The organism is Nocardioides pocheonensis, assembly GCF_003725535.1.
Taxonomy (GTDB): Bacteria; Actinomycetota; Actinomycetes; order Propionibacteriales; family Nocardioidaceae; genus Marmoricola; species Marmoricola pocheonensis.
Genome location: NZ_RJSF01000019.1, coordinates 502,683 through 520,874 on the forward strand (window position 1 = coordinate 502,683; position 18,192 = coordinate 520,874).

The 18,192-nt window shown below is 69.5% G+C and carries 20 protein-coding genes; 19 read left to right on the forward strand and 1 reads right to left on the reverse strand.

Going from position 1 to position 18,192, the window contains the following annotated elements; translation table 11 throughout:
• The first annotated feature begins 9 nt into the window (after window positions 1-9).
• The 4 genes from uvrB to EFL26_RS08225 all read left to right on the forward strand — a co-directional run bounded on the left by uvrB (window position 10) and on the right by EFL26_RS08225 (window position 3,470).
• A complete protein-coding gene (gene uvrB / locus EFL26_RS08210; RefSeq protein ID WP_123222371.1) occupies window positions 10-2,136 on the forward strand; it encodes an excinuclease ABC subunit UvrB in 2,127 nt (708 codons plus the stop codon).
• A 157-nt stretch (window positions 2,137-2,293) separates the two neighbouring features.
• Entirely contained in the window at window positions 2,294-2,608 is a 315-nt protein-coding gene (locus EFL26_RS08215) for a DivIVA domain-containing protein (RefSeq protein ID WP_123222372.1), read from the forward strand.
• Complete coding sequence (locus EFL26_RS08220; RefSeq protein WP_123222373.1) at window positions 2,608-3,012, forward strand: MmcQ/YjbR family DNA-binding protein; 405 nt, start codon at window positions 2,608-2,610, stop codon at window positions 3,010-3,012. Before EFL26_RS08215 ends, EFL26_RS08220 begins: the two co-directional genes overlap by 1 nt.
• Window positions 3,009-3,470 carry a VOC family protein gene (locus tag EFL26_RS08225; RefSeq protein WP_123222374.1) on the forward strand — a complete coding sequence of 154 codons (462 nt, stop codon included), beginning with the start codon at window positions 3,009-3,011 and terminating at the stop codon, window positions 3,468-3,470. Before EFL26_RS08220 ends, EFL26_RS08225 begins: the two co-directional genes overlap by 4 nt.
• Before the next feature lie 15 nt (window positions 3,471-3,485).
• Here EFL26_RS08225 and EFL26_RS08230 read toward each other — a convergent pair whose 3' ends face one another.
• The gene (locus tag EFL26_RS08230) at window positions 3,486-4,163 is read right to left on the reverse strand and encodes an ion channel (protein ID WP_246000082.1); all 678 of its coding nucleotides are present in this window, start codon (window positions 4,161-4,163) and stop codon (window positions 3,486-3,488) included.
• Window positions 4,164-4,350: 187 nt separating this feature from the next.
• On the opposite strand from EFL26_RS08230, the gene EFL26_RS08235 reads away from it, so the two are divergent.
• The 15 genes from EFL26_RS08235 (at window position 4,351) to EFL26_RS08310 (ending at window position 18,031) form a co-directional block, all read left to right on the forward strand.
• The gene (locus EFL26_RS08235; RefSeq protein WP_246000083.1) at window positions 4,351-5,124 is read left to right on the forward strand and encodes an MlaE family ABC transporter permease; all 774 of its coding nucleotides are present in this window, start codon (window positions 4,351-4,353) and stop codon (window positions 5,122-5,124) included.
• A gap of 5 nt (window positions 5,125-5,129) precedes the next feature.
• The gene (locus tag EFL26_RS08240) at window positions 5,130-5,969 is read left to right on the forward strand and encodes an MlaE family ABC transporter permease (protein ID WP_123222464.1); all 840 of its coding nucleotides are present in this window, start codon (window positions 5,130-5,132) and stop codon (window positions 5,967-5,969) included.
• A gap of 170 nt (window positions 5,970-6,139) precedes the next feature.
• Window positions 6,140-7,267: an MCE family protein gene (locus EFL26_RS08245; protein WP_123222376.1), complete on the forward strand. Its 1,128-nt coding sequence runs from the start codon at window positions 6,140-6,142 to the stop codon at window positions 7,265-7,267.
• A gap of 2 nt (window positions 7,268-7,269) precedes the next feature.
• Window positions 7,270-8,397, forward strand: coding sequence for an MCE family protein (locus EFL26_RS08250; protein WP_123222377.1), 1,128 nt, complete (start codon window positions 7,270-7,272; stop codon window positions 8,395-8,397).
• Window positions 8,397-9,371: an MCE family protein gene (locus EFL26_RS08255; RefSeq protein ID WP_123222378.1), complete on the forward strand. Its 975-nt coding sequence runs from the start codon at window positions 8,397-8,399 to the stop codon at window positions 9,369-9,371. The genes EFL26_RS08250 and EFL26_RS08255 overlap by 1 nt, the downstream gene beginning before the upstream one ends.
• A 5-nt stretch (window positions 9,372-9,376) precedes the next feature.
• Window positions 9,377-10,585: an MCE family protein gene (locus EFL26_RS08260; RefSeq protein WP_183408087.1), complete on the forward strand. Its 1,209-nt coding sequence runs from the start codon at window positions 9,377-9,379 to the stop codon at window positions 10,583-10,585.
• On the forward strand, window positions 10,582-11,886 hold the full coding sequence (locus EFL26_RS08265; RefSeq protein WP_123222380.1) for an MCE family protein: 1,305 nt from the start codon (window positions 10,582-10,584) through the stop codon (window positions 11,884-11,886). Before EFL26_RS08260 ends, EFL26_RS08265 begins: the two co-directional genes overlap by 4 nt.
• Window positions 11,883-13,118, forward strand: a complete 1,236-nt coding sequence (locus EFL26_RS08270; protein WP_123222381.1) for an MCE family protein — start codon at window positions 11,883-11,885, stop codon at window positions 13,116-13,118. The genes EFL26_RS08265 and EFL26_RS08270 overlap by 4 nt, the downstream gene beginning before the upstream one ends.
• Window positions 13,115-13,699: a hypothetical protein gene (locus tag EFL26_RS08275; RefSeq protein ID WP_123222382.1), complete on the forward strand. Its 585-nt coding sequence runs from the start codon at window positions 13,115-13,117 to the stop codon at window positions 13,697-13,699. The genes EFL26_RS08270 and EFL26_RS08275 overlap by 4 nt, the downstream gene beginning before the upstream one ends.
• Window positions 13,696-14,505, forward strand: coding sequence for a hypothetical protein (locus EFL26_RS24145; RefSeq protein WP_183408088.1), 810 nt, complete (start codon window positions 13,696-13,698; stop codon window positions 14,503-14,505). The genes EFL26_RS08275 and EFL26_RS24145 overlap by 4 nt, the downstream gene beginning before the upstream one ends.
• Before the next feature lie 39 nt (window positions 14,506-14,544).
• Window positions 14,545-15,534, forward strand: coding sequence for an NAD(P)/FAD-dependent oxidoreductase (locus EFL26_RS08290; protein WP_246000084.1), 990 nt, complete (start codon window positions 14,545-14,547; stop codon window positions 15,532-15,534).
• On the forward strand, window positions 15,531-16,004 hold the full coding sequence (locus EFL26_RS08295; protein WP_123222384.1) for a pyridoxamine 5'-phosphate oxidase family protein: 474 nt from the start codon (window positions 15,531-15,533) through the stop codon (window positions 16,002-16,004). The genes EFL26_RS08290 and EFL26_RS08295 overlap by 4 nt, the downstream gene beginning before the upstream one ends.
• 41 nt (window positions 16,005-16,045) lie before the next feature.
• On the forward strand, window positions 16,046-16,243 hold the full coding sequence (locus EFL26_RS08300; protein ID WP_123222385.1) for a ferredoxin: 198 nt from the start codon (window positions 16,046-16,048) through the stop codon (window positions 16,241-16,243).
• Between the two features lie 49 nt (window positions 16,244-16,292).
• Window positions 16,293-17,216, forward strand: coding sequence for a 3-oxoacyl-ACP reductase (locus EFL26_RS08305; RefSeq protein WP_123222386.1), 924 nt, complete (start codon window positions 16,293-16,295; stop codon window positions 17,214-17,216).
• A gap of 44 nt (window positions 17,217-17,260) precedes the next feature.
• Window positions 17,261-18,031 (forward strand): glucose 1-dehydrogenase, encoded by a 771-nt coding sequence (locus EFL26_RS08310; protein WP_123222387.1) that lies wholly within the window; start codon window positions 17,261-17,263, stop codon window positions 18,029-18,031.
• Window positions 18,032-18,192: the final 161 nt, after the last annotated feature.

Here is an 18,192-nt window from a genome sequence, read left to right on the forward strand (position 1 = left end):
GCTCGGAGCATGCGCCCCGTCACCGATCTCGAGCGCCGCGTCGCGCCGTTCGAGGTGATCTCCGACTACGTGCCCTCCGGTGACCAGCCGACCGCGATCGAGGAGATCGACCAGCGGATCAACGCGGGGGAGAAGGACGTCGTGCTGCTGGGTGCCACCGGCACCGGCAAGACCGCGACCGTGGCCTGGGCCGCGGAGCGGCTGCAGCGCCCGATGCTCGTGATGCAGCCGAACAAGACGCTCGCGGCCCAGTTCGCCAACGAGCTGCGCCAGCTGATGCCGAACAACGCGATCGAGTACTTCGTCTCCTACTACGACTACTACCAGCCCGAGGCCTACGTCCCGCAGACCGACACCTACATCGAGAAGGACTCCTCGATCAACGAGGAGGTGGAGCGGCTGCGGCACTCCGCGACCAACTCGCTGCTCACCCGGCGCGACGTGATCGTGGTCTCCACGGTGTCGTGCATCTACGGCCTCGGCACCCCGCAGGAGTACGTCGACCGGATGCTGCGGCTCCGGGTCGGCCTGGAGATGGACCGCGACGAGGTGCTGCGCCGGCTCGTCCAGATCCAGTACACCCGCAACGACCTGTCCTTCACCCGCGGCACGTTCCGCGTGCGGGGCGACACCCTGGAGATCTTCCCGGTCTACGAGGAGATGGCCGTCCGGGTGGAGTTCTTCGGTGACGAGATCGAGCGGTTGATGACGCTCCACCCGGTCACCGGCGAGGTGCTCACCGAGGACCCCGAGCTCTACGTGTTCCCGGCGACCCACTACGTCGCCGGCCCGGAGCGCATGGAGCGCGCGATCGCCGGCATCGAGGCCGAGCTCGAGGAGCAGGTGGCGTTCTTCGAGCGGCAGGGCAAGCTCCTCGAGGCACAGCGCCTGCGGATGCGCACGTCGTACGACGTCGAGATGATGCGGCAGGTGGGCTCGTGCTCCGGCATCGAGAACTACTCGATGCACATCGACGGCCGCAGCCGCGGCAGCGCCCCCAACTGCCTGCTGGACTACTTCCCCGAGGACTTCGTGCTGGTGGTCGACGAGTCGCACGTCGCCGTCCCGCAGATCGGCGGCATGTACGAGGGCGACATGTCGCGGAAGCGCAACCTCGTCGACCACGGGTTCCGGCTGCCGAGCGCGATGGACAACCGACCGCTGAAGTGGGAGGAGTTCCTCGACCGGATCGGCCAGACCATCTACCTCTCGGCGACCCCGGGTGACTACGAGCTGTCGCGGGTCACGGGCTCCGACGGCGTCCCGCAGGTGGTCGAGCAGATCATCCGGCCGACCGGGCTGATCGACCCCGAGGTGATCATCAAGCCGACCAAGGGCCAGATCGACGACCTGATCGGCGAGATCAACGCCAGGGTCGAGCGCAACGAGCGCGTCCTGGTCACGACGCTGACCAAGAAGATGTCCGAGGACCTCACCGACTACCTCCTCGAGAACGGCGTCCGCACGCGCTACCTGCACTCCGAGGTCGACACGCTCAAGCGGATCGAGCTGCTCCGCGACCTGCGGCTGGGGGAGTACGACGTGCTCGTCGGCATCAACCTCCTCCGCGAGGGCCTCGACCTGCCGGAGGTGTCGCTGGTCGCGATCCTCGACGCCGACAAGGAGGGCTTCCTGCGCTCGGACAAGTCCCTGATCCAGACGATCGGGCGCGCGGCCCGCAACGTGTCCGGCCAGGTGCACATGTACGCCGACAAGATCACCCCGTCGATGGAGAAGGCCATCGAGGAGACCAACCGGCGCCGGGCCAAGCAGGTCGCCTACAACACCGCGCACGGTGTCGACCCGCAGCCGCTGCGCAAGAAGATCGCCGACATCACCGAGATGCTCGCCCGCGAGGACGAGAGCACCCAGGAGCTGCTGGCCACCTGGCAGGGCACCGGAGCCCGGGGCGACAAGAGCAAGAAGGCGCCCGTGCCCGGCCTCTCCCGCATGCACGACCGCCTGCCGGACACCGCCGGGCTGCCCTCCAGCGACCTCGCCGAGCTGGTCCAGCAGCTCACCGAGCAGATGCACGCCGCCGCCGCCGAGCTGCAGTTCGAGGTCGCCGCCCGGCTCCGCGACGAGATCTCCGAGCTCAAGAAGGAGTTGCGCCAGATGATGGAGGCCACCCGGTGAGCGCCGCCGCGCACGCACGCTGGCTGCGTTGTCCTCGGTCGACGGCCGCTCCGCTGCGCTCCGCACCAGGCCGCCTTCCCTCGTCCGCCTTGCCATCGCACGCGCGGGACGACGCTCACTTCATGAGCGCCGCCCGGCACGCACGCTGGAGGCGGCCATGACCCAGGCGTACGGCGACCTCGTCGAGGCGATCACGAACGCGACCTTCCGACCGGTCCGGGTGCGCGAGGGCTACGACATGGCCGGCGTCGACGCCCTGCTCGACCGGGTCGTGGCCGCGCTCGGTCGCGGCGAGCCGGTCGGCCCCGTCCTGGACGAGGCGCGGCTGGCACACGTGCGCCTGCGCGAGGGCTACGACATCGGCGAGGTGGACGCCTTCCTCGAGGTGGTGCGCCGCTCGGCGCCCTCGCCCGAGGCGCCCGCCATCCCTCCGCAGCGGTCGAGCACGGTGCGCGAGCCCGGCGCCGGTTGATGGACGTGCAGGCCCTGCAGGAGCACTGCCTCGCGCTGCCCGGCGCGTGGCCGGACAACCCGTGGGAGCACGACCACCCCGTGATCAAGGTCGGGGAGGGTGAGCGGGGCAAGATCTTCGCCTTCCTCGGAGCCGACACCGTCGGCGTGAAGGCCGGGCGGAGCCGCGAGGTCGCCGACGCCTGGCTCGACCGCTACCCCGACGACGCGTCCGTGATGGCCTACATCGGCCGGTCCGGCTGGAACTCCCTCTCCCTGAGCGGCACGATCCCGGACGACGAGCTGGTCGAAGCCGTGGAGGACTCCTACCGGCTCGTCGTCGAGGGCCTGCCGAAGAAGCATCGGCCGGCCGGCTGGGAGACCGTCGCCGGCGAGGCCGCCGACCCGGACCAGGAGGACCGATGACCGACCCGACCGGCGACACCGTCCGCGAGGTGCAGATCACCTTCGACTGCGCCGACCCCGGTGCCCAGGCGGAGTTCTGGGCGGCCGCTCTCGGCTACCGGCTGCAGCCGCCGCCTCCGGGCTTCGACACCTGGGACGCCGCGCTCGACTCCCTCGGCGTTCCGGCGGACCGGCGCAACGACCGGTCCGCGATCGTGCCGCCCGAGGGCGCGAGCGGCCCGCGCGTGTTCTTCCAGCGCGTGCCGGAGGGCAAGACCGCGAAGAACCGCGTGCACCTCGACGTACGGGCCGCACCCGGGCTCGAGGGCGAGGCCCGGATGCAGCGGCTCGGAGAGGCGCGCGACCGGCTGGTCGCGCTCGGCGCCCGCGAGACGGGCCGGTTCGAGCCGGGCGAGGAGATGAGCGGCGGCTTCATCGTCATGAGCGATCCCGAGGGCAACGAGTTCTGCCTCGACTGACTGACCGAGGACGCGTCAGCGGTCGCGGCGCACCGTGAGCCCGACCAGCCGGGCGACCACCAGGGCGATGTACATCACTCCGGCGAGCTGCTCCAGCATCACCACCGAGCGGGCGTGCGCCAACGTCGGCGCCACGTCGGACAGGCCGACACTCGTCAGGGTCGTGAACGACAGGTAGAGCAGCTCGAACCATCCGCGGGGGTCGCTGGCGCCGCCCGGCGTGGCGAACGAGCCCGGCCAGACGATCTGGACGGCCGCGAAGACGTAGGTGAAACCCCAGGCGACCACCGTGAACGCGGCGCCGGTGGCGAAGAGCTCGTCGTGGGTGACGTGGTCGTCGTGGAAGAGGTACCGGATCATGGCGTAGGAGACGTAGAAGTAGAACGGCGCGTGCAGCAGCGCGCTGGTCAGCCCGATCGCGTCGTTGTGCGGGAGTGCCGCGTCGAGCACCGTGAAGACCAGGGCGGGCAGGCCGAGGGAGAACGCCACCAGGTTGAGCGCCGGCGTACGGCGCACCGCCCAGAGGGCCAGGCCGACCACGACCATGCTGACCACGCCGAGCACCGCCCGGCCCTCCCAGGAGTCGGAGAGGAACGGGTAGAGGAGCACCGCGAGCAGCTGGCAGACCAGCAGCACCGCCGACGGGTGCTCGCGCACCCGGCGCACCTCCCGGGCCATCGGTCCTGGGTCCATCCGACGCAGTCTAGGAGCCGGCGGCCCGGCGGCGGCCCACGCCGCGACATAACCAAAGTCGGACGAACTCGTTGATTTCGTACAGGTCGGGGGCGCCGGTTGCGGCAAACGAGAACGTGTTCTAGGTTTGTCGTTCACGTGCTCGCGCCCCTGTGAAGGTGACTGGGCGGATCAAGGGAGGTGTGACGTGGCGGTCTCGGTTGCGTCCGTGGTCCGCGGACCCGGTGAGATCGCCGCGATGGTCGTCGACGTCACCAAGGCCGTCTTCACCAGCCGCTTCCAGACGCGGGAGTTCATCGAGCAGGCCTGGTTCATCACCAGCGTCACGCTGATGCCCACGATCCTGGTCTCGATCCCGTTCGGTGCGGTGATCGCCCTCCAGGTGGGCAACCTGACCGGCCAGCTGGGCGCCCAGTCGTTCGCCGGAGCCAGCGCCGTGCTCGCGGTCGTCCGGGAGGCTGCCCCGATCGCGGCCGCGCTGATCATCGCCGGAGCCGCCGGGTCGGCGATCTGCTCCGACATGGGCGCACGCAAGATCCGCGAGGAGATCGACGCCATGGAGGTCCTCGGCGTCGACCCGATCCAGCGACTGGTCGTGCCCCGCGTCCTGGCCACCGTCTTCGTGTCGGCGATGATCAACGGCATCGTCATCGCGACCGGCATCGGCGGCGGCTACTTCTTCACCGTGATCGTCCAGGGCGGCTCCGCCGGCGCGTTCCTCTCCTCCTTCACGGCCCTCGCGTCGCTGCCCGACCTCTACATCAGCATGGTCAAGGCGGTGCTCTTCGGCTACCTCGCCTCGATCGTCGGCGCCTACAAGGGGCTGAACGCCGGCGGCGGGCCGAGCGGCGTCGGACGAGCCGTCAACGAGTCCGTGATCATCGCGTTCATGGTGCTGTTCGCGCTGAACTCCATCATCACGGCGATCTACTTCCAGATCGTCCCCCAGAACGGGATGTGATCGCGGTGGCCCAGCTCGCCGAGATCGGCACCGAGTTCCTCCGCGAACGCCGCGCGCGCGTCGAGGAGCGTGGCGACCAGCTGCTGTTCTACGTCAAGGCGCTCGCCTGGACGCCCCGCGCCGTGGGTCGCTACAAGCGCGAGATCATGAACACGCTGGCCGAGGTCGCGTTCGGGGTGGGTGGCCTGTCCGTGATCGCGGGCACCGTCGGCGTGATCGCCTTCATGGCCTTCTTCGCCGGCACCGAGGTCGGCATCCAGGGCTACGCGTCCCTGAGCCAGATCGGCGTCGCGAAGTTCACCGCGTTCATCTCGGCGTACTTCAACACGCGCGAGGTGGCTCCGCTGGTGTCCTCGATCGCCCTTGCGGCCACGGTCGGGTGCGGCTACACCGCCCGGCTCGGGGCGATGCGGATCTCCGAGGAGATCGACGCCCTCGAGGTGATGGGCGTGCCGTCGCTGCCGTTCCTGGTGACCACCCGGATGATCGCCGGCTTCCTCGCGGTGATCCCGCTCTACATCGTCGCCCTGTGCGCGTCGTACCTGTCCCCGCGGCTGATCACGACGCTGATCTACCACCAGTCGCCCGGCACCTACGACCACTACTTCATCCAGTTCCTGCCGCCGATCGACATGCTCTGGTCGTTCGCGAAGCTGATCGTCCTGGCCGTCGCGATCATCCTCATCCACTGCTACTACGGCTACACCGCGTCCGGCGGGCCGGCCGGCGTGGGCGTCGCGGTCGGCAAGGCGATCCGTACGTCGATCGTCACCGTCGTGGTCGCGGACTTCTTCCTGAGCTTTGCGATCTGGGGCTCCACCACGACCGTGCGGATCACCGGGTGAGGGCCAGGCCATGACTCCCACGCCCACTGCCTGCTACGCGCCGCGCTACACGGCGCCTGGCTGCGTTGTCCTCAGTCAGCGGCCAACCCCGGGCCGCTCCCTTCGTCCGCCTTGCCGTGCACCGCGTCTCGCGACGCTCGCGACGGCAGCGACGTGGGAGGCATGACCTGATGCTGGTCAACATCCACCACGACACACGGGCCGAGCACCGGCGGCTCGTGTACGCCGGCATCGGGTTCATGACGGCCGTCGCGCTCCTGATCGCCGGGTCGATCGCGATCTACCAGAAGGTGTTCACCCCGGTGACCATGGTCACCGTCAAGGCCGACCGGGCCGGCCTCCAGCTGCCGAAGTTCGGCGACGTCCGCATCCACGGCGTCCTCGTCGGCCAGGTGCGCTCGGTCAGCCAGGACGGCCACCAGGCCGTGATCAAGCTCGGCCTCGACCCGAGTGAGGCGCGCAGGATCCCCGACAACGTCACGGTCGAGATCCGCCCGACCACGCTGTTCGGGCAGAAGTACGTCTCCTTCGTGGATCCGCCGCAGCCGTCCTCGACGCCGCTGCGCGACGGCGCGGTGATCCCGGCGTCCCGCGTCACGACGAGCGTCGAGCTGCAGCACGTCCTCGCGACCCTGTTCCCCCTGCTGCGCTCGATCCGTCCCGGTGACATCAACTCCACGCTCTACGCGCTCGCGACGGCGCTGCAGGGCCGTGGAGACCAGCTCGGCCGGACCGTGGACGACCTCGACTCCTACCTCGCGGCGATGAACGTCCAGCTGCCGACGCTGCGCAAGGACCTCCAGTCCCTGGCCTCCGTGAGCCAGACCTACGCGCTCGCCGCTCCGGACCTCGTCGACCTGCTCAAGAACGCCACCACGACCGCGCGCACCGTGGTCCAGGAGCAGCACGTGCTCAGCGGGTTCTTCTCCTCGATGACCAGTCTGTCGCAGGTCTCGACCAGGATCCTCACGACGAACGAGAAGGGGATCATCCAGGAGGGCCAGGTCGCCGCGCCGCTGATGAAGCTGCTCGACACCTACTCCCCGGAGTACACCTGCCTGCTGCAGGGCGCCGACCGGTACACCGGCCGGCTGGCCGAGATCTTCAAGGGCAACCGGGTGCGGCAGTCGATGTCGTGGGACGCCGCCCAGCGCCGGGCCTACACGACCGCCGATCGCCCGCAGTACGGCGAGATCGGCCACGGACCGTGGTGCCTGGGCCTCCCCAACCCGGCGGTCCCGTCCGGATTCCTGCCGCTGCGCAACGGCACGCACCTCGACGAACCGGGGAGGCACTGACCATGTCCTCGCGGAACACCGTCACCACGATGGCCGGCATCAAGCTCGGCATCTTCACCCTGGTCTCCGTCGTCGTCACCACCGTGCTGGCGATGATCATGGGCAACTTCGGGTTCGGCTCGACCACCCAGTACAAGGCGGTCTTCAGCAGTGCCAGCCTGCTCAGCAAGGGTGACGACGTCAGGGTCGCCGGCCTGGTCGTGGGCTCGGTGAAGAACGTCCAGATCCACGACCGCAACCACGCCCTGGTGACGTTCGCGGTCAAGAGCGACGTGCCGCTGACGACCGCGAGCCACGCGGACATCCGGTTCCTCAACCTGGTCGGCGACCGCTACCTGGCGCTGTCCCAGGGAGAACCGGGCGCGGCCCGGCTCCCCGCGCACGCGACCATCCCGATGTCGCGGACGACCCCCGCGCTCGACCTCACCGCGCTGTTCAACGGGTTCCAGCCCCTCTTCACCGCGCTCGACCCCAAGGAGATCAACGACCTCTCGCTGAACCTGGTGAAGGTGCTCCAGGGCGAGGGCGGCACGATCCAGAGCCTGCTCGCCCGGACGGCGTCGCTGACCAACAGCCTGGCCGACCGCGACCAGCTGATCGGACAGGTGATCACCAACCTGTCCGGCATGCTGCAGACCGTCGACGCGCACCACCAGCAGCTCGACACGCTCGTCGTGCAGCTCAAGGACTGGATGACCAACCTGTCCCGCGACCGCAACGTCATCGGGCAGTCGGTGCAGAACGTCTCGACTCTCGCCGACGAGCTGGCCACGCTGCTGGTCCAGAGCCGGCCCGCGATCAAGGGCGACGTGCACCAGATCCACCGGCTCGCCGCCATCATGAAGAAGCCCGAGTCCAAGGCGATCGTCAACGAGGCCCTCGCCCGGCTGCCCGACATGTTCCGCAAGCAGGTCCGGATCGGCAGCTACGGCTCCTGGTACAACTACTACCTCTGCGACTTCGACGGCCAGATCATCCTGCCGAAGCTCTCGACGCTGACCGGCGTGCTCGGGGTCAGCTCGGTCGGTGCGGCGCTCGACAAGCTCGGGATCACCCGTGCGCTCTACGACCAGATCCAGAGCAAGCTGAACAGCCTCAGCTTCCACAGCACCGCGGCGAGGTGCGACTGATGGCCCGCCGTACCGACCACACGATCCTCCGCTACGGGGCGATCTCGCTCGCCGTCCTCCTGCTGGTGATGGCCGCCGCGTTCAACCTGCAGAAGTTCCCCGGATTCCGCGGCACCGGCTACCACGCCGACTTCACCGACGCCAACGGCCTGTCGCGCGGTGACATGGTGCAGATCGGCGGCGTGCGCGTCGGCCGGGTCAACGACATCGAGATCCACCGTGACCACGTGACGGTCGACTTCGACGTGCACGGTGCCGCGTTCGGCACCCAGACCCGGGCGTCCGTCGAGGTCCTCAACCTGCTCGGCACCAAGTACCTCAACCTCACCCCGGCCGGACCGGGACAGATGGACGCCGGTTCGACGATCCCGGAGAACCGCACGCACACGACGTACGACGTGGTCAGCACGCTCACCCAGCTCACCACGAGCACCGAGCAGCTCGACACCGACCAGCTCGCCACCGCGCTCAAGACGCTGGCCGGCACGATCGACGCCTCGGCACCCGAGGTGCACCAGACCTTCACGGGCATCTCGCGGCTCAGCGCGTCGATCGCCTCCCGCAACAGCGAGGTCACGGCGCTGCTCCAGCACGCCGACCAGGTGACCAAGCTGCTCGCCAACCGGAAGGACGACCTGGTCACGCTCATGAAGCAGGCCGACCTCGTCTTCCAGGAGCTCCAGGCCCGCAAGGACTCGATCCACCGGCTGCTGGTCAGCGCCCGCGTGCTGGCCGACACGCTCAGGGGGATCGCCAAGGACAACCAGGGCGAGATCGGGTCGGCGCTCGCCGACCTGCACGAGGTGACCAGCAACCTGCGGCGGCAGAAGGCAGCGATCGAGGCGACCATCCACAACCTCGGTCCGTACGCCTCCGTCCTGATCAACGTCATCGGCACGGGTCCCTGGTTCGACGCCTACGTCCCGAACCTGGTCGGCATGACCACCGGCGAGTTCGTCCCGGGGAAGAGGTGAGCCGGGTGAACACGTTGCTCAACCGGCTCAGCGGTCGCCTCCTCGCGGCCGTCGTCGCCGCGCTGCTGCTCACGGCCACGTTCTTCGTCTTCACCGGCGGCAACCAGCAGCGCACGCTCACGGCCCACTTCTCCCGCGCCGTCGCGATCTACAAGGGTTCCGAGGTGCGCCTGATGGGCGTGCGGATCGGCACGGTCGACGCGGTCGTGCCCGAGGGCGACAGCGTGCGGGTCGAGATGACCTACGACGCGCGCTACCCGCTGCCGGCGGGAGCCAAGGCGGTCATCATCACCCCGACCCTCGTCGCCGACCGCTTCGTGCAGATCACCCCGGCGTACACCAAGGGGCGGCAGCTCGCCGACGGCGCCGACATCCCCCTCGACCGGACCGGGTCCCCCGTCGAGATCGACCGGATCTACAAGAGCCTGGCCGACCTGAGCAACGCGCTCGGCCCGAACGGCGCCAACAAGACCGGCGCGCTGGACGCGCTGATCTCGTCGGGCGCCAACGCGCTGCGTGGCCAGGGCGACCTCGCGAACCAGACGATCAACAACATGGCCGGCGCCGCGGACGTCTTCGGGAACAACAGCGGGGCGCTGTTCAGCTCGGTGCGCCAGCTCGCCCAGCTGACCCAGGTCCTCGCGGCCAACGACCAGTTCGTCAACCAGTTCATGGGCGACCTGGCCGGGGCGTCGAGCCAGCTCGCCGGCGAGCGCGACGACCTGCAGGCCGCGCTCGCCGCGCTGGCGCGAGCCGTCGGCACCGTGCGGTCCTTCGTGCACGACAACAAGTCCCTGGTCACCTCCGACATCGAGGACCTGACCCAGGTCCTCGGAGCGCTGGCCAAGGAGAAGGACGCCCTGGGCACCGCGGTGCAGCTCGGACCGCTGGGCCTGGGCAACCTCGCGACCGCCTTCGACATCAAGACCGGGACGATCGGCGCGCGGGTGCAGTTCGGCGACGCCTGCGGCCAGCACATGCCGTGCCTGCCCACCCCGCCGGTGATCGGCACCGTGCTCTGCCAGGTGGTCGTGAACTCCGGCACCGCCAACGCCTCCGCGATCTGCGACGTGCTCAAGAAGATCACGAACCTGCTGGCGGTCAGCAAGAGCGCTTCCGCGGGGCAGCAGCGCACGGCGACCTCGAGCCCGCAGATCGGGACCAGCAGCCGGTCCACCTCGCTGGCCGGCCTCCTCGGAGGTGGTCAGGGATGAGCGCGCTGCTCCGCCGGCGACCCGTCGGCCTGTTCCTGGTCGTCGCCCTGGCGTTCGTGCTGTCGTCGTGCCGCTTCGACGGCGCCTACGACCTCCCGCTCCCGGGCGGCAAGGCGGTGAAGTCGGGCGACGCGATCACGGTCACCGCCGAGTTCACCGACGCGCTCAACGTCGTGCCGCGGACCGCGGTGATGGTCGACGACGTGCCGGTCGGGCAGGTCTCGCAGGTCGATCGCGTCGGCTGGCACGCGAAGATCACCATGCAGATCCGCAAGGACCTCGTGCTGCCCGCCAACACCGCGGCGGAGATCCGGCAGACCAGCCTGCTCGGGGAGAAGTACGTCGCCCTCGTCGACCCCGTCGGCACGCCGCCCACGGGCCGCCTCGCCAACGGTGCCGACATCCCGCTGTCCGCGACCTCCCGGAACCCCGAGGTGGAGGAGGTGCTCGGCGCGCTGTCCTTCGTGCTCAGCGGCGGCGGCATCGGGCAGCTGCACACGATCAGCACCGAGCTGAACAAGATGATGAACGGGCGCACCGACGAGATGCGCAACGTGCTCGACCGGATCAACACCCTGGTCAGCACCCTGGACGGCCAGAAGGACGACATCATCACCGCGATGTCGGCGATCGACCGGCTCAGCGCGACGCTGAACAAGGAGAGCCGGAGCGTCGGCGCCGCCATCGACGCGATCGGGCCCGCGGTCAAGGTGCTCAACCAGCAGCACCGGGCGCTGGTGACCATGCTCTCCGAGCTGGACAAGCTGGGCCAGGTTGGCACGCGCGTGATCCGGGGGAGCCGGGAGAACCTGGTCGCCACGCTGCGGCACCTGGAGCCGACGCTGCGCGAGCTCTCCGACGCCGGCATGTCGCTCCCGCGCGGGCTGGGGCTCCTGGCGAGCTTCCCCTTCCCGAAGGAGGCGGCGAACCTCGCCATGGGCGACTACGCCAACGCCCTGTTCTTCATGAAGTTCGACCTGAACAAGCTCTTCGGCTCCGGCAGCTTCGGCAACAGCTCCAACATCCCGAACCCGGTCGAGATCTGCATGGCGACGCCGTTCGCGCCGGTCTGCCAGACCCTGAACGACACCCTGATCAAGCAGCTGTGCTCGCTGATGCCGTCCAACCCGCTCTGCCCCAACAGCGGGAACGGTGGCACGATCCCCGGCCTGCCCGGCACGCTGGGCGGCAACCTGAACAACCTGCTGGGCGGTCTGCTCGGCGGCGGTACGACCACGGGCTCCTCGACGCAGCGGTCGTCCAGCAGCGGCATGGTCGGCCTCCTGGGAGGAGGGTCATGACGCGCGGTGTGAAGACCCGGCTGATCGCGTTCCTCGTGCTGAGCGCGGTCGGGATCGTCTACGTCGCCGGCAGCTACCTGGGCTTCGTCGACCGGCTGCTCGGCCGGGGCCTGACCATCCACGCGACGCTGCCGGCCTCGGGTGGCCTCTTCGTCGGCAGCGAGGTGACCTACCGCGGCGTGAAGGTCGGCAAGGTCTCCCGGATGGACGTGATCCCGAGCGGCGTACGGGTGGACCTGGCGCTGCAGGAGGGCACCAGGATCCCGCGGTCGTCGTCGGTCTACGTGCACGACCTGTCCGCGGTGGGGGAGCAGTACCTCGACTTCGAGCCCGCCTCCAAGGCCGGTCCGTACGCCGGCCCGGGCGACACCATCCGCGGCGACGCCACCAGCCTGCCCGAGTCGACCGACGACCTGATCCTCAGCATGAACTCCCTGGTCAGCTCGGTGGACCGCAACCAGCTCTCCACCGCCGTCACCGAGATGGGCAACATGTTCCGGGGCACCGCCGACCCGCTGTCGCGCCTGGTCGACTCCGGCACGACGTTCGTCGAGGCTGCGAAGGCCAACCAGCAGCAGACGATCGACCTGCTCCACAGCGGCCAGACCGTGCTGGCCACGCAGCAGGCGAACGCCGAGAACATCCGCACCTTCGCCCACGGGCTGGCCTCGTTCACCGCCGGCCTCAAGGGCAGCGACGCCGACCTGCGCACCGTGCTGCAGGGCGGCACGCCGGCGCTGAAGGAGGTCCAGTCGCTGCTCGAGGGCCTGGAGCCCACGCTGCCGGTCTTCATCGGCAACCTCGTCACGGTGAACCAGGTGCTCACCGCGCGCCTGCCTGCCGTCGAGCAGACCCTGGTGACCTTCCCGCGGGTGATCTCGTCGGGCTTCACCGGCACGCCGGGCGACGGCTACGGCCACATCAACCTGCAGATGGACTACACGACGCCCCCGTGCACGGCGGGCTACAAGCCGTCGTCGCAGTGGCTGCCCGGCACCGACATGAGCGATCCGCCCGCCTACCCGGCGAAGTGCCTGTCCGGCCCGCCGATCAACCAGCGTGGCTCGAAGTACGCGCCGGCGGTCGGAGCGGCGTCCGGGACGGCGTACCGGGTCGCGCCGTACGATGCACGCACCGGTCAGGTCGACGACAACCTGACCCTGGGGAGGCACACGGTGTTCGGTGACAGCAGCTGGCAGTCGATCCTGGTGGGTCCGACCGAGCAGCAATGACCATCGAGAACACGATGACCGGGGACGTGCCCGGTCCTGCTCCGGCGCGTCGACACGGGCGCGTCCAGCGGCTGTCCGTGGTCGTGCTGGGCGTCCTGTCCGTGCTGCTCGCCCTCGCCTGCGTGGTCGTGCTGATCTGGCCGACGGCGGTGCCCGGGAAGTCCGCCGCGGAGAAGGCCGACGACCGCACGGTCGCCGTGCAGAGCGCCGCCACCCAGGTGATGAAGGCGTTCCTCGACGTCGACTACAAGAACATGGACCCGCGCGTGAACAAGGTGCTGAGCCTGTCCACCGGTGCCTTCAAGAACCAGTACAAGACCGCGGCCGCCGACCTGAAGTCCCAGGTGCAGGCAGCCAGGACCGTGGCCACCGGCGCGGTCGTGCGGGTCGGTGTCGGCGACATCGACTCCGACACCGCGGTCGTGTACGTCGCCGCGGACTCCAAGGTCTCCAACACCTCCATCGAGAAGGAGAAGGCGCAGGGCCAGACCGCCGACGGGCGCCGCTACTACCGCTTCCAGATGACCATGTCCAAGGTCGGTGATCGCTGGCTGCTCAGCGACCTGCAGGGGATCTCGTGACCAGCCGCGACGCCGGAGCCGGGCTCGCCCCCGACGAGAAGCTCTGCCCCTACTGCGCGGAGACGATCAAGGCCGCCGCGGTGAAGTGCCGGTACTGCCAGTCCGACCTCACGGGTGAGCCGGACGCCGGCCCGGCCGAGGGGCCGGACCGCGACACGACCGTGGTCCTGGAGAAGGCCGAGCCGGAGCGTGAGCCGGAGCCGGAGCTCGAGCCGCGCTCCGAGCCGCACTCCGAGCCGCATCCCGAGCCGCATCCCGAGCCGAGCCTGCTCCTGTCCGGCTCGCACGACGTCGGTCGCGGCCGCACCGGCACGCGCCTGCTGGCCGCGCTCCTGGTGCTCTGCCTGCTCCTCGGAGGGGCGCTGTGGTTCCTCGTCCACCGGGCGGAGCACCCGCGCCTCGCGACCGCGCCGAACGGCCAGGTCACGCAGAGCTCGTTCCGCAACGCCGCGATGAGCGCGGCGTCGGAGGACGCCGCGAAGATCCTGTCGTACAGCTACCAGACCTTCGACGCCGACCGGAAGCGCGGCGAGGGCCTGGTCACGGGCAAGGCCGCCACCGAGTACAAGAAGGCGATGGACGAGGTGGCCGCCAAGGTCGCGTCCACGAAGATCACCCTCAAGGCCACGGTGCTCTCGGTGGGGACGATCTCGGTGAAGGAGCACGAGGCCAAGCTGCTGGTGTTCGTCGACACCAGCACGACCCGGGAGGGCTCCCAGCACCAGCAGTTCCAGCAGAGCCGGCTGGTGCTGACCATGACGCGCAACGATGGCGACTGGACCGTGTCCAAGATGGATGCGTTCTGATAAACTAGAACAGGTTTCAGTTCCCGGAAGGACGACGAGGTGCCCCCAACCACTGAGGTGGTCCACGAGACGGACGTGCTCATCGTCGGCGCCGGGCCCGCGGGGCTCTTCGGGGCCTACTACGCCGGCTTCCGAGGCATGTCGGTGACCCTCGTCGACTCCCTGCCCGAGATCGGCGGGCAGATCTCCGCGCTGTACCCGGAGAAGGCGATCCTGGACGTCGCCGGCTTCCCCGTGATCAAGGGGCGCGAGCTCGTCCACGCGCTGATCGAGCAGGCGTCGAGCGCGAACCCGACGTACCTGCTGGACCGGACCGCGAACGCGCTCACGGCGACCGAGGACGGCGTCGTGATGGGGCTCGACGACGGCACCGAGGTGCACGCGAAGGTCGTCGTGATCACTGCCGGCATCGGCAAGTTCACCCCGCGCCCGCTGCCGGCCGGCGACGGCTGGGAGGACAAGGGCCTGGTCTTCTTCGTGCCCGACTTCGACCCGTACGTCGGCAAGGACGTCGTGATCGTCGGCGGCGGCGACAGCGCCTTCGACTGGGCGCACCACCTCGAGCCGATCGCGGCCTCCGTCACGCTGGTCCACCGCCGCGACGCCTTCCGTGCGCACCAGGCGACCGTCGACGCGGTGCTCGCCGGCCGCACCGAGGTGATCACCAAGGCGCAGGTCACCGCCCTCCTCGGCGACGATCGGGTCGAGAAGGTCGAGATCACCACCAACGACGGCGAGGTGCTCGTCCGTCCGGCCCAGGCCGTCGTCGCGGCGCTCGGCTTCATCGCCGACCTCAGCGCGATGAAGGACTGGGGCGTGGAGTTCGAGAAGCGTCAGATCAAGGTCGACACCGCGATGCGCACGAACCTGCCGCGCGTGTTCGCCGCCGGGGACATCACCGAGTACGACGGCAAGGTCCGGCTGATCGCGGTCGGCTTCGGCGAGGTCGCCACCGCGATCAACAACGCCGCACCCCTGGTCTTCCCCGACCAGGGCGTCTTCCCCGGCCACTCCAGCGAGGGTTCATGAGCAGCCGCGACGCAGTCAAGATGACCGAGGAGGAGCTCACGGAGTTCCTCGACGCGAACATGAAGGTCCAGGTCGCCACCGTCGGGCCCGACGGCCAGCCGCACCTGACCACGCTGTTCTACGTGATGGTCGACGGTCAGATGTTCTTCTGGACCTACGGCCGCTCCCAGAAGATCCAGAACCTCCGTCGCGACCCCCGGATCACCTGCCTCGTCGAGGACGGCGTCGACTACTTCGAGCTGCGCGGGGCCACGATCTTCGGCAAGGCGCGCCTGCTCGAGGACTACGACGAGCTCGTCGAGCTCGGTGGCCGGGTCGCGCGCCGGATGGCCGGTGGCGCCGACCTCGGTGAGCTCGGCGACCAGATCGTCTCCCAGCAGGCGCACAAGCGGGTCGGCGTGATCGTCGAGCCCGACAAGATCGCGACCTGGGACCACCGAAAAATGCCGGGGCTGGGTCCCGGTCAGTGACAGTTCGAGCTCATTTCTTGCTTTACGAAAGGTGAAACGCTGTGGCAAAGATCGTGGTGGATTTCGACCTGTGTGAATCGAATGCCCTGTGCGAGGCGCTCGCGCCGCAGAACTTCCAGGTCGACGACGACGACTTCCTGCAGATCCTCGACGAGAACGTCACCGACGAGAACCGCGACGCGGTGATGCAGGCCGTCGCGGCCTGCCCGAAGTCGGCGATCAGCGTCGTCGACGACTGACCGCCCGCCGCCCGACGTCTCACCGCCTCACGAGGAGCCCTGTTTCCGCATGCCTGAGAACACCGCCGCGTCCCTCGGCGACCCGCTGTCGCTCGACGGTCGGGTCGCGATCGTCACCGGTGCCGGAGCCGGCCTGGGCCGCGCCGAGGCCGTCGCCCTGGCGCGGGCCGGTGCCGCCGTCGTGGTCAACGACCTGCCCGGAGCAGGTGAGGAGACCGCGGAGGAGATCCGAGGACTCGGCGGCACCGCCTCCGTGGTCGCCGGCGACGTGGGGGAGCGCGCGACCGCCGACGCGATGACCGAGGCGGCGCTGGCGCTCGGCGGCCTCGACATCGTGGTCAACAACGCCGGCGTCACCCGCGACAAGATGCTGTTCAACATGAGCGACGAGGAGTTCGACCTCGTCGTGCGGATCCACCTCCGCGGCCACTTCCTGCTCTCGCGCAACGCCGCGGCGTACTGGCGGGCGAAGCACAAGGAGACCGGGGAGCAGGTGTACGGCCGGGTCGTGAACACCGCGTCCGAGGCGTCCCTCGGCGGGTCTCCGGGCCAGGCCAACTACGCCGCCGCGAAGGCCGGCATCACCGCGCTGACGCTCTCGACGGCGCGAGGGCTGGGCAAGATGGGCGTCCGGGCGAACGCGATCGCCCCCCGGGCGCGCACGGCGATGACCGCCGCGGTCTTCGGCGAGGACACCTCGGGCAAGGCCGTCGACCCGTACTCCGCCGAGCACGTGGCGCCGCTGGTGGCCTACCTGGCCTCCCCGGCCGCCGACCGGATCAACGGCCAGCTCTTCGTGGTGTACGGCGGCATGGTCGCACTCGTGGGCGCCCCGGTCGTGGAGCAGCGCTTCGACACCGCCGGCGACGTCTTCGACCTCGCCGAGCTGGACAAGACCGTCGGCGCCTACTTCGGCGACCGGGACCCGTCCCGGTGCTTCGCCGCCGACTCCGTCATGCAGCTGAGCGTCTGAGCGCGCTCCGCCCTCTCGTCACCGCAGGAAAGAAGGACCCACCCATGAACAGACTGGCCGGCAAGGTCGCGATCGTCACCGGCGGCGCCCAGGGACAGGGGGCGGGCATCAGCCGTGCCTTCGTCGAGGAGGGCGCGAAGGTCGTCATCGCCGACGTCGCCGTCGAGCCCGGCGAGCTCCTCGCCAAGGAGCTGTGCCGGATCTCTGGGGGCGACGACGCCGTCTTCCGGCACCACGACGTCAGCGACGAGGCGTCCTGGACGTCCCTGGTCGCGGAGACCGCCGAGCTGTTCGGACCGGTCAGCGTGCTGGCCAACAACGCCGGCATCCTGCGGTTCGGCGAGATCGCGACCGGCAGCCTCGACGACGTCGAGCTGATGTGGCGCGTGAACCAGATGGGCGTCTTCCTGGGGATGCGCGCCGTGGTCCCCACGATGCGGGCCAACGGCGGCGGCTCGATCATCAACGCCTCCTCGGTCGAGGGACTCGCGGGCATGGCGAACTGCACCGGGTACGCGGCGACCAAGTGGGCCATCCGCGGCATGACCAAGTGCGCGGCGATGGAGCTCGGCGGCCAGGGCATCCGGGTCAACTCCGTGCACCCCGGCATGATCGACACCCCGATGACGCGGGTGCACGGCGGTGACGTGGCGATGGAGTTCGGTGCGTCTAAGGTGCCGATGCGGCGCGTGGGCCACCCCGAGGACATCGCCCCGGTCTACGTCTTCCTGGCCAGCGACGAGTCCGGCTACATGAACGGCGCCGAGCTCGCCGTCGACGGCGGCGTCACGGCAACCCACGCCTTCGGGGGATGACGGACGGCCGACCTCGGGGGTCGAGTGGTTTCGAGGCTCGCTTGCGCTCGCACCTCAACCATCGGTGGACGGGTGGTTTCGAGGCTCGCTTGCGCTCGCACCTCAACCATCGGTGGACGGGTGGTTTCGAGGCTCGCTTGCGCTCGCACCTCAACCATCGG